The organism is Verrucomicrobiia bacterium (genome assembly GCA_035574275.1).
Taxonomy (GTDB): Bacteria; Zixibacteria; MSB-5A5; order DSPP01; family DSPP01; genus DSPP01.
In genome coordinates this window covers 21876-33016 of record DATLYY010000014.1, presented here as the reverse complement: position 1 = coordinate 33016, position 11141 = coordinate 21876, and the positions used below count along the sequence as shown (strand labels likewise).

Here is an 11141-nt window from a genome sequence, read left to right as displayed (position 1 = left end):
GCCCGCCAGACCGGTTGAATTTGATAGCGTCGGAAGGGAACACTGATTTCATTCTGGTGCATTGCAATTACCCGGCATAGCGGCACGGTCAAATCGTAGCGCATTCCCATATCCGCCAGCTCCTCTCCCTTGGCCAAAGCCGACTTCAGTTCCTCCCCCCGCTTGAGCACCTTGAAAATCAGCCGGTCCGCCTCCTCCCCATATTTGCCGGAGAGTACGTCGAGCCGCTCAACCGCCGGCGTTTCCAAGGGCAGAAAGCCGTACCGTTCGAACACCTCTTTCATCATGCCGATGACCTTCTGCCGGAAAATCAACTGCCCCGGCAGAAAATCCCTCGTCCCGGCCGGCAATCCAACTTTAGCCATCTTGCGCCATCCGGAAGATTTCCTCCGACCGCACCAGTTCGATTGTTTTTTTAATATCGCTTCCCAAATATCGGTCCTCGTTCAAATACGGAATTTTCCCCCGCACCGCGGTATGCAGCCGGCCCGTGACCTTTCCCAACCGGTAATTCCTCAAAAACGGCTCGGAAACGTCGATTCCCTGCGCCGCTGCAAGCAGCTCCAGTCCGACGACTTCCTCCGTGTTTTCCAGAATCTTCTGGGCCTTCAGCCCGGCCGTCACTGCCAGGGAAACATGGTCTTCCTGGTTCCCCGCCGTGGTGATGTTGTCCACGGAGGCCGGATGGGCCAGAATCCGGTTTTCCGCCACCCGCGCCGCCGCCGTGTACTGAACAAGCATGAGACCGGAATTCAGCCCCGGCTCCACGCCGACAAGCTCCGGTTTGAGGCCGAAACTGAGCAGGGGCGACAACAAGGAGAATATCCTTCGTTCGGCCATATTGGCTATTTCACATAAAGCGATGCCGACAAAATCGGCAACAAGCGCCAGCGGCTCGGCGTGAAAATTTCCGCCCGAAAGCGAAATCAAGTTCCCTTTTTCTTCAAAAACCAAAGGATTATCCGTGGCGGCGTTCAACTCCCTTTCGATAATCTGCTCTGCAAATTCCAATGTATCCAAAACGGTGCCATACACCTGCGGAATGCAGCGGAAGGAATAGGCATCCTGCACGCGCGACGTCTTGCCGCTTTTTGAAACCCGTTCGTCTGGCAAATTTTCCATCCGCGCCGCTTCTGTCATTCGTTGACTTCCGGAAACAAAGCGCAAAATATCCCGGGCGACTTCCATCTGCCCCTTCTGCTTCCGGGCGGAATTGAGACGAACATCAAACGGAGACAACTCTCCCCGAATTGCCTCCAGGCTCAACGCCGAAACAAGCTCCGAAACTTTCAGGAGTTTTTTCGCCCAGAGGAGAACAAATGCTGCCAGAGCCAAGCTCACCGCCGTGCCATTGATGAAGGAAAGCGCCTCCTTCGCCTCCAATTCAAGCGGTTTGATTCCAGCCTTCTTCATCCCGGCCGGAGCGGGTAATTTTTTTCCACGGTAAAAAATCTCCGCCTCCCGCTCTCCCAAAAGACAGGCCGCCACATGTGCAAGGGGCGCCAAATCTCCGGAGGCCCCCAAAGAGCCGACGGACGGGATGGCCGGTAGCAAACCAGCGTTCAAAAACTCGAGAAGCTTTTCCGGCACGGCCGGCCGCACGCCGGAAAAACCGGTCAGGAGCGAGTTGGCCCTAAAAAGCAGGACGACCCGTGTGACTTCCGGCGAAAGATATTCCCCCACGCCGGTCGAGTGGGAAACGATAAGATTGCGCTGAAATTCCTGCTGCTTTTCTGGCGAAAGCCGCCAGTCTTTAAGCCGCCCCACACCGGTGTTGATGCCGTACGCCACCGGCGAGTTTTTGGAAAGAAACTGCTTTTCCAGTTTCTCCCGGATGGCGGCCAGCTTCCCCTTTGCCGCCGGAGAAATCCTAACTTTTGTTTTACCGGAAATAACTTCAGGCAGGTCGGACAGCCGGAGCGACTTTCCATCAAGGGTCAGCATTAGTCAGGGGAAAATATCCTACGGGAACGAAAGAGGCAACTGAAAGAAAGCGACCAAACGACGGCCAGGTTGAATAAAACTTGCCGGGAGAAGGAATAAGGGGTGGGCTACCGCTCCACCAAAACCGCCATCCCCATTCCCCCGGAAACGCAGAGCGTGGCGATGCCCCGCTTGGCGTTGCGTTTTTTCATGGCAAAAACGAGCGTGGTCAAAATCCGTGCCCCGGTGGCGCCAATGGGATGCCCCAAGGCAATCGCCCCGCCGTTGACATTGAGCTTGGCACGGTCGAGTTTCAATTCCCGCTCGCAGGCAATCACCTGTGCGGCAAACGCCTCGTTCAGTTCTATTAAGTCGATGTCGGAAAGTTTCCATTTCGTTTTTTCGAGCAGTTTCTGAACGGCCGGCACCGGCCCGATTCCCATTACCGCCGGGTCAACCCCGACGGAGGTAAAAGCGGCGATTCGCGCCAGCGGTTCAAGTTTACGCTTTTTGATTTCGGATTCCGAGGCCAAAACCAAGGCCGCCGCTCCATCCGTGATGCCGGAAGAATTCCCGGCATGAACGGTTCCATCCGCCTTGAATACCGGCTTCAACTTTGCCAGCGACTCGACGGTGACACCGCTGCGGAAATGCTCATCTTTTTCGACTTTAATCCCCACCGCCTCTATCGGAACGACCTCATCCCGAAAATCGCACCGCCCCCAGGCCTGCTCCGCCCGGTTTTGACTCATCGCCGCATATTCATCCTGTTCCCGCCGCGAGATTTTGTACTTCTCAGCCAAGGTCTCCACCGTCTCCCCCATCACCTGCCCGCACAGGGGGCACAAAAATCCATCCTTGTACATCCCGTCCACCAGTTCCGCCGACCCCAACCGGTACCCCCAGCGGGCTTTGGGCAATAGAAACGGTACGTTGGACATGCTCTCCGCTCCGCCGGTCAAAACGATTTTAGATTCTCCCAATAGAATGGACTGACAGCCGGAAACCACCGCCCGCAACCCGGAAGCGCAGGCCTGGTTGACAGTGTAAGCCGGTTTAGCGTCCGGTACGCCGGCCCGGTGCGATATTTGACGGCCTATGTTGGGGCCGACTCCCGCCTGCCGGGCGCAGCCGAAAATTGTTTCGTCGATTAACTCGGGAGAAATTTTTGCGCGGGCAGTCGCTTCGTACGCCGCCGCCGTCCCCAAATCCGCCACCGAAAGAGCGGCAAGTCCTCCGCCGAATTTTCCAATTGGCGTCCGCACAGCGGAAACGATAAAAACCGGTTCCAAATCCTATCCTAAATTCACCCAGACCGTTTTAAGTTGGGTGTACGAGTCCAAAGCCGCCTTTCCCAAATCCCGCCCGAAGCCGGACATCTTGTATCCGCCAAAAGGCGCCGCGGCGTCGTAATCCCCATAGGTGTTTATCCAGACCGTCCCCGCCTTGACCGCCTTGGCAAAGGCATGCGCTTTTTTCACATCCTTGGTCCAGATTCCCGCTGCGAGACCATAGGCCGTTGAATTCGCCTTTTGAACCGCCTCCTCCAGATTCTCAAACTGAATAGTCGCTAAAACCGGCCCAAAAATCTCCTCCTGGGCAATTTTCATATTCGTTTCGACTCGGTCAAAAACCGTCGCCTCGACAAAATATCCTTTGCCGTTCCCTACGGCGGGACGGCCGCCCCCGGTCAACACCTGTGCCCCGTCCTCTTTGCCCGCTTTGATGTACCCCAAAACCCGATCCATCTGGTTTTTGGAAACCAAGGGGCCCAAACGGGTCTTGGCGTCAAACGGGTCTCCCGGCGTCATTTTTTTTGCGCGCTCCACCAGCTTTTCCATAAACGGGCCGTGAATTTTTTCCTCGACCAAAAGACGCGACCCCGCCGTGCAAACCTCTCCCTTGCCGTAAAAAATGCCTGAAACCGCCCCCTTGACCGCCGCATCCAAATCGGCGTCGGCGAACACCACGTTCGGCGACTTTCCTCCCAGTTCCAAAGAAACTTTTTTGAGCGAACCCGCCGCCATCTTCATTATCTCCTGCCCCGTGGAAGTCGAGCCGGTGAAGGCGATTTTGTCAACGCTCGGATGGCGAACCAGTGCCGCGCCGGTGGACGGCCCCAGCCCGGTAATGACGTTGAAAACTCCTTCCGGAATACCGACTTCCTGCGCCAGTTCACCGAGACGCAAAGCAGTCAAAGGCGTCTCCTCTGCTGGTTTCAAGATGACCGTATTCCCGCAGGCCAAAGCTGGAGCAACTTTGTAGGCGGCCAAAAGCAAAGGAAAATTCCAGGGAACGATGCAGCCCACCACCCCGACCGGCTCCCGCAGGGTGTAGTTCAGATACGGCCCGGAAACCGGTATCGTCTCCCCTTCGATTTTATCCGCCCATCCTGCATAGTATTCGAAGCACTCAACAGTGGATGGCAAATCCACTCGGGAGGACTCGAAATACGGTTTGCCGTTATTCAAACTTTCAAGGCGGGCTAATTCTTCTGCTTTTTCCGAAATTCGCCGCGCCAGTTTGTAAATAAGCCGCCCCCGCTCCCGGGCCGGCATTTTCCCCCAAGGTCCTTCTTCGAGGGCGGCGCGCGCGGCGGTGACGGCCGCGCCTACTTCGATTTCCGTGGCATCCGGAACGAGTGCGATGATCTCCTCGGTAGCTGGATTGAAAACTTCAAACGTTTTCCCCGTCCCCTCCAGCCACTTCCCGCCGACAAACATTTTTTTCCGCTCCACCGCCTGCTGCCGGATCACGCTCATGCTTTCACCCCCTGCGAGGCCTCGGAGAGTTTCTGCAATTGCTCCAAATGGCGCAAACAATGGCTCGTGTTCCGCACCACCAAATCATACGTCCGCATCTCCCCGGCCTCTTCATGAACCCCTTTCTTCTCCCACAAGGCCGCCGGAATTTTTTTCAAAAGCCGGATGGTCAAATTCCGGTTCGCCTCGAATGCCCCCTTCATAAAGGTGAGTTCCTCCCGTTCCGGCGCAAGGGTGGCCGACCACGAATTCTGGTCGAACGCCTTGAGCATCGGCTCCCGCTCCGAAAGCAAAGTCCGCAGCCGGTAGGCCAGAACGATTTCGGAGTCGGTCAGATGATGCAAAACCTCCCGCGCCGACCATTTCTCCGGCGACGGCTTGAAATCCATCCGGGACCCAAAGGAGGAAAAGCACTCCGAAATCTTCCGCCCCGTCTCCTGCAAAATGGACAGCTGCTCGTCTATTTCCTTCGCCGATACCATGTATATCTCCCCGAATTAAAAGGTAGCCGACACTTTAGTGTCGGAAAACTTCTCCGACTGAAGTCGAGCTACCCAAGAACTACTACTTCCCCGCAAACTGCGGCGTCCGCTTCTCCACATAGGCGGTCAAACCCTCCTTGGCGTCGGAGGACATAAAAAGCTGCTGCTGCAACTCCCGCTCGATGGCCAACCCTTCGGAGAAAGGTACTTCCACCCCGGAGCAGACCGAGCGTTTGATTCTCCCCACCGCGCGCGAGGCCTTCTTGGGCGGAACGAACTGGGAGGCGTACTCCATAACCTTCTCGAAAAATCCCTCCGATTCGTATACTTGGTTGACGATGCCCAGCTGCATCCCTTCCTCAAATTCAAACGTCCGCCCGGTGGCCATCATCTCGATGGCCTTCGATTTGCCGATGAGGCGGCCAAGCCGCTGGGTGCCCCCCGTTCCCGGCAGAACGCCGAGCGTCACTTCCGGCAGCCCGATTTTTCCCGCTCCCCGCCGGGCAATGCGGATATCCGCCGCCAGGGCGATTTCCAGTCCCCCGCCGACGGTATGCCCGTTCAAAGCGGCGATGACCAGCTTGGGGGTTTGCTCCAGCCGGTTCAAGGTTTCGTTGGCGTGCAGACAAAAATAATACTTGAATTCCGGTGTGACTGTTGCCAGCATCCGGATGTTGGCCCCCGCCGAAAAAAACTTGTCCCCATGCCCGCGCAAGAGGATGACATAAACCGAATCCTCGAACCGCGCCTTTAGAATGCAGTCATCCAGCTCCCGCATCATTTCGTAGGTGTAGGTGTTGGCGGGCGGGTCGTTCAGTTCCAGTATGGCAATGCCGTTTTTAACTGAATATTCCACTAATGCCATTTTTCCTCCTGTTCCATTTTCTTCTTTTATCACTTTTGACCTGTTGCCAAGTTACCATTTCCCCCGGCGGGAGGCAAGGGAGGCAACTGTGCAAGTCAAACGGTTTATATCTCCACCCAAACGGAATCCTCCTCCACAGTCGTCGGATAGAGGGGAATTTTTGCTTTTGGATTCATCAAACATACTCCTGTGGCCAGATCGTACTGCCAGCCGTGCCAGGGGCAGGTGACAATGAGCTCTTCAATATCCCCTTCCCCCAAGGGTCCCCCCCGATGCAGACAGACGTTGTCGCAGGCAATCAATTTTCCGTTGACGTTGAAAATGGCAATCTGCTTCCCGGCCGCTTCAACAACCAGGCGCCCTCCGGGAGGAATTTCACTTGCGGAAGCGACTTTGAGTTTTTCGCCCATTACGGATATAACCGGTACAGCATCCTGGCAAACGGGATGGTCTCCCGCACGTGGGGCAGCCCGCAAAGCCAAGCGACGGTGCGCTCAATCCCCAGCCCGAAACCCGAATGCGGCACGCTGCCGTACTTTCTCAAGTCGAGATACCATTTGTACGCCTCTTCCGATAAGCTGTGCTCACGCAGCCGGGAGAGCAGCTCGTCATAATCATCCGCCCGTTGCGATCCGCCGATGACTTCCCCGTATCCCTCCGGCGCCAATAAATCGGCGCAAAGCACCGTCTTTGGATTTTCCGGGTTCAGTTTCATATAGAACGCCTTGCATTCCTTGGGATAGCAATATACGTACACCGGTTTGTCATACATCTTGGTCAAAATCGTCTCGTCCTCCCCCCCCAAATCGGTGCCCCAGGTGATGCCCGACCCCGCCGCTTGCAGTTTGGCGACCGCTTCATCGTAGGAAATCCGGTAAAACGGTCGTTTGATATTCTCCAAGGGCTTCGTATCCCGCTCCAGCTTTTTCAACTCTTCTCCACAGTTTTCCAGAACGGAACCGACGATGTAACAAACCAAATCCTCCCCCAAATCCATATTGGCGATGTAATCGGCAAACGCCACCTCCGGTTCCACCATCCAGAACTCGGTCAAATGCCGCCGGGTTTTTGATTTCTCCGCCCGGAAGGTGGGACCAAAGCAATAAACCTTGCCAAAGGACATACAGGCTGCCTCAAGATAGAGCTGTCCCGTCTGCGCCAGATACGCTTTTCCCAAATCAAAGTATTCCGTCTCAAAAAGGGTGGAAGCCCCCTCCGCCGCCGAACCCGTAAGGATGGGGGTGTCGATGAGAACAAACCCGTTTTTGCGAAAAAATTCCCGGATGGCCCAGATAATTTGGTCGCGTACCTTGAGGATGGCATGCTGCCGCGAAGAGCGCAGCCATAAATGCCGGTGCTCCATCAAAAACGCCGTCCCGTGCTCCTTGGGAGTAATCGGATAATCTTCCGCCAATTGGACGAGTTTCAGTCCGGAAAGCGATAGCTCATACCCCCCCGGCGCCCGGCTGTCGGCCCGGACTTTACCGGTGGCGACAAGCGAGGACTCTTGGGTGATTTTCTCCCCCAGTTTGAAAATCTCCTCCGGCACCTCGGCTTTGACCAGAACGCCTTGCGCAAGCCCCGTGCCGTCCCGGATTAAAAGAAAATGGATTTTCCCGGAAGAGCGCTTGTTGTAGAGCCACCCCGCCACCTCTACTTCACTGCCGACGAATTTTACCAAATCAGAAATGTAGGCGCGCGGCGGCATTAAGAAGCTAAACCTTACCCCAGTTGATTTTGTTCAATATCTCCGGCCCGAAAGAACCCAGAAAGGCGGCCGAAAGCTGTTTTTCAAAAAAAAGCCGGTTGGCTTTATCAACCACCTGCGCCGGCTTCACCGCGTCGATGGCCGAAAGCGCCTGTTTGAGGGAAATATATTCCCCCAAAATAATCTCGTTTCGCCCCAGCCGGTTCATCCGGCTGGAGGTGGACTCCAGCCCCAAAACCAGATTCCCCTTCAATTGCTCCTTGGCGGACTCAAACTCCCGGCGGGGCAGTTTTTCCTTCTTGATTCGCGCCAGCTCGTCCAAAACCAGCTCCGTCGCCGGCGCCGCCTGCTCCGGGGAAGTCGCCAGATAAAACCCCAAAATCCCCGCGTCCTCGTAAAAATCATGGTAGGAGTAGATGCTGTAAGCCAGCGCCTTCTCCTCCCGCACTTTTTGAAAAAGCCGGGAACTCATCCCCCCGCCCAATATCGTGTTCAAAACGAGCGAAGCGTAGCGCTCCTTTGCCTTGAAGGAGTCGGACGGGAAGCCGAGGCAGATATGCGCCTGAGAGGTATCCTTTGAAGTCGCTCCCCGTTCCCCGGCCACGGAGGGGGCCGTGCGGGATAAAGGGGAAACGCCGTTGGCGGAGGGAAAATTGAGTTTTGATTTAGCCAGCGCAACAAGTTTGGCATGCGAAACATTGCCGGAGGCCGCCACCACGATTTGCTCCGCAAGATATTTGGAGGAGAGATACGAAAGAACTTTTTGCCGGTCGAAACTTTTTATCTTTTCTTTCCGGCCGATGATGGGCCGCCCCAAAGGATGGTCTTTCCAGATTTTTTCGGCAAACAAATCATGCACCCAGTCCCCGGGGGAATCCTCGATGTCTTTGATTTCCTCGATGATGACGTTTTTCTCTTTTTCCAGCTCCTGGGGGTCGAAACGGGAGTTGGAGAGGATGTCGGCCAGAACGTCCATGGCCCGGTCCAAGTGCCGGTCCAGAATCCGCGCGTAGTAGCAGGTCTGCTCCCGTGAGGTGAAGGCATTCAGGCTGCCGCCAACGGATTCCAACTCGTGGGCAATCTGCGCCGCCGTCCGCTTGCGCGTCCCCTTGAAGGCCATATGCTCGATGAAGTGGGAAATGCCGTTTTCTTCGGGACGCTCGTCGCGGGAACCGGCGTTGACCCAGATGCCGATGGCAATGGAGCGGACCCCGGGCAGCTCTTCCGTGACCACCCGCAATCCGGAGGGAAGCACCGTTTTTTTATAAACGGCGTTCCCCATTTATTTTCGGGCTTCGGAAAACTTCGGCGCGTTCTCCAAAACGGCCTTGCGCGAAAGCCGGACTTTCCCCTCCGGGTCGATGCCGATCACCTTCACGGTGACCATGTCCCCGAGTTTGAGAACGTCTTCCACCCGCGCCACCCGTTTGGTGTCCAGTTCGGAAATGTGAATGAGCCCGTCCGTTCCGGGAAGAATTTCCACAAAGGCGCCAAAGGCGGCGATGCGGCGGACTTTTCCTTCATAGACGCGGCCGATTTCCGGCTCCTCCACCATCCCCAGAATCATGTTCTTGGCGGCCTCCCCGGCCGCCCCGTCGACGGAAGCAATTAGAACCGTGCCGTCATCCTCGATGTCGATTTTGGCGCCGGTCTGCTCCACAATCGCCCGGATGTTCTTCCCTCCCGGTCCGATCACCTCGCCGATCCGGTCCGGCTTGATTTTGATGGTGATGATTCTTGGGGCGTACGGCGAAAGCTCCGGTTTCGGCTTGGAAATCGTTTTTTCCATGATTTCAAGAATGTGCAGCCGTCCGGCCTTTGCCTGTTCGAGCGCTTTCCCCATGATGTCCAGGGTGATGCCGGCGGTTTTCAAATCCATCTGGAAGGCGGTGATTCCCTGCCGCGTGCCGGTCACCTTGAAATCCATGTCGCCCAAATGGTCTTCCACCCCCAAAATGTCGGAGAGAATGACCACTTTGTCCCCTTCCTTGATAAGCCCCATGGCGATTCCGGCCACCGGGGCCTTGATGGGCACGCCCGCGTCCATCAGCGACAAACTGCCGCTGCAAACCGTCGCCATCGAAGAGGAACCGTTCGATTCCAGAATGTCGGAGACAATGCGAATGGTATAGGGAAACGAGCCCTCGGCCGGAATCACCGGTTCGATCGCCCGCTCCGCCAAAGCCCCGTGGCCGATTTCCCGCCGTCCGGGACCCCGCAGGGGACGGACTTCGCCGACCGAAAACGGCGGGAAGTTGTAATGCAGCATGTAGCTTTTGTAGCTCTCCCCTTCGAGAGCGTCGATTTTCTGCTCGTCCATCTTGGTGCCGAGCGTCACGGCGGCCAAGCTCTGCGTCTGTCCGCGCGTGAAGAGGGCCGAGCCGTGCGTGCGGGGGAGAAAGCCGATCTGGCAGGAAACCGGCCGGATATCCGCCGGCCCCCGACCGTCCGCCCGCCGTTTTTCCTCCACCACCGCCCGGCGCAAATCCGCCTGCTCTAGCTCCTCCAGAACCTTACTAATTTTCCCTTCCTGTTCCGGAAATTCTTCAGCAAGCGCGGCCAGAACCTCTTCAGTGATTTTGCCGATTTCCGCCTCTCGTCCCGCCTTGTCATGAATTTTGTTGGCGGCGTTGATTCGTCCGGCCGCCAGTTCCTTCACCCGTTTGACCAGATTGGGGTCCATCTCCGGCGGCGTAACGGCCGATTTCGGCTTCCCCGCTTGGCGAGTCAAATCCTCAATCATTCCGACCAAAATCCTTAACTGCTGGTGCCCGAAGTCCAGAGCGGCAATCATATCCGCTTCCGAAATTTCCCGCGAACCTCCTTCCACCATCACAATGGAGTCCTTTGTCCCGGCCAAAACGATGTTCACATCCGACGTTTCCAGCTGTTCGGCGGTGGGAAAGGCAATCAATTGCCCCTCCACCCGCCCCACCCGCACCCCGGCGATAGGGGTGTTGAAAGGAATGGAGGAAAGCATTAAAGCCGACGAAGCGGCGATAATGCCCAAAACGTCGGGGTCGTTCTCCTGGTCGTACGAAAGCGCCATCACCATGATTTGCACTTCGTTGAAATACCCCTCCGGGAAAAGGGGACGCAGAGGCCGGTCGATCAGCCGCGCGGTCAAAATCTCCTTTTCGGATGGCCGTCCTTCCCGCTTGAAGTATCCGCCCGGAATTTTCCCCGCGGCATACGCTTTCTCCCGGTAATCCACGGTGAGGGGGAAAAAATCCTGCCCCTCCACGGCTTCCTTGGAGGCCACGGCCGAGGCGAAAACCATCGTGTCCCCGAACTGCACGGTAACGGCGCCGTCCGCCTGTTTTGCCACCCGCCCGGTCTCGATGACCAGCTTTCGGCCGCCGATTTCTTTTTCTGCCCGTCTAATGCCTGTATTGTCCATG

10 protein-coding genes are annotated in these 11141 nt (G+C 56.5%); all 10 read right to left on the bottom strand.

Translation table 11 applies throughout. The features are described 5' to 3' along the window. Positions 1–365: ATP phosphoribosyltransferase regulatory subunit (locus tag VNL73_02715; protein HXF48324.1), on the bottom strand; the 365-nt coding region annotated here is incomplete at its 3' end. Continuing rightward, positions 358–1944, bottom strand: a complete 1587-nt coding sequence (locus VNL73_02710) for a histidine ammonia-lyase (protein HXF48323.1) — start codon at positions 1942–1944, stop codon at positions 358–360. The genes VNL73_02715 and VNL73_02710, both read right to left, overlap by 8 nt. A 107-nt stretch (positions 1945–2051) precedes the next feature. Further along, positions 2052–3215, bottom strand: coding sequence for a thiolase family protein (locus VNL73_02705; protein HXF48322.1), 1164 nt, complete (start codon positions 3213–3215; stop codon positions 2052–2054). 3 nt (positions 3216–3218) lie between these two features. Continuing rightward, positions 3219–4685 carry an aldehyde dehydrogenase family protein gene (locus VNL73_02700; protein HXF48321.1) on the bottom strand — a complete coding sequence of 489 codons (1467 nt, stop codon included), beginning with the start codon at positions 4683–4685 and terminating at the stop codon, positions 3219–3221. Continuing rightward, a complete protein-coding gene (locus VNL73_02695) occupies positions 4682–5167 on the bottom strand; it encodes a DinB family protein (protein ID HXF48320.1) in 486 nt (161 codons plus the stop codon). Before VNL73_02695 ends, VNL73_02700 begins: the two co-directional genes overlap by 4 nt. Before the next feature lie 82 nt (positions 5168–5249). Further along, entirely contained in the window at positions 5250–6032 is a 783-nt protein-coding gene (locus VNL73_02690) for an enoyl-CoA hydratase-related protein (protein HXF48319.1), read from the bottom strand. A gap of 104 nt (positions 6033–6136) precedes the next feature. After that, a complete protein-coding gene (locus VNL73_02685; protein HXF48318.1) occupies positions 6137–6442 on the bottom strand; it encodes a Rieske (2Fe-2S) protein in 306 nt (101 codons plus the stop codon). Beyond that, on the bottom strand, positions 6442–7740 hold the full coding sequence (asnS, locus tag VNL73_02680) for an asparagine--tRNA ligase (protein ID HXF48317.1): 1299 nt from the start codon (positions 7738–7740) through the stop codon (positions 6442–6444). The genes VNL73_02685 and asnS overlap by 1 nt, the downstream gene beginning before the upstream one ends. A 7-nt stretch (positions 7741–7747) precedes the next feature. Further along, positions 7748–9022 (bottom strand): pitrilysin family protein, encoded by a 1275-nt coding sequence (locus VNL73_02675; GenBank protein ID HXF48316.1) that lies wholly within the window; start codon positions 9020–9022, stop codon positions 7748–7750. Then, positions 9023–11140 carry a polyribonucleotide nucleotidyltransferase gene (gene pnp / locus VNL73_02670; protein ID HXF48315.1) on the bottom strand — a complete coding sequence of 706 codons (2118 nt, stop codon included), beginning with the start codon at positions 11138–11140 and terminating at the stop codon, positions 9023–9025. Position 11141: the final 1 nt, after the last annotated feature.

Bases quoted from the DNA above. Each gene is read 5' to 3' on its own strand.
- VNL73_02710 (HXF48323.1), bottom strand. From the start codon at position 1,944: ATGCTGACCCTTGATGGAAAGTCGCTCCGGCTGTCCGACCTGCCTGAA.
- VNL73_02700 (HXF48321.1), bottom strand. From the start codon at position 4,685: ATGAGCGTGATCCGGCAGCAGGCGGTGGAGCGGAAAAAAATGTTTGTC.
- VNL73_02695 (HXF48320.1), bottom strand. From the start codon at position 5,167: ATGGTATCGGCGAAGGAAATAGACGAGCAGCTGTCCATTTTGCAGGAG.
- VNL73_02690 (HXF48319.1), bottom strand. From the start codon at position 6,032: ATGGCATTAGTGGAATATTCAGTTAAAAACGGCATTGCCATACTGGAA.
- VNL73_02685 (HXF48318.1), bottom strand. From the start codon at position 6,442: ATGGGCGAAAAACTCAAAGTCGCTTCCGCAAGTGAAATTCCTCCCGGA.
- asnS (HXF48317.1), bottom strand. From the start codon at position 7,740: ATGCCGCCGCGCGCCTACATTTCTGATTTGGTAAAATTCGTCGGCAGT.
- VNL73_02675 (HXF48316.1), bottom strand. From the start codon at position 9,022: ATGGGGAACGCCGTTTATAAAAAAACGGTGCTTCCCTCCGGATTGCGG.
- pnp (HXF48315.1), bottom strand. From the start codon at position 11,140: ATGGACAATACAGGCATTAGACGGGCAGAAAAAGAAATCGGCGGCCGA.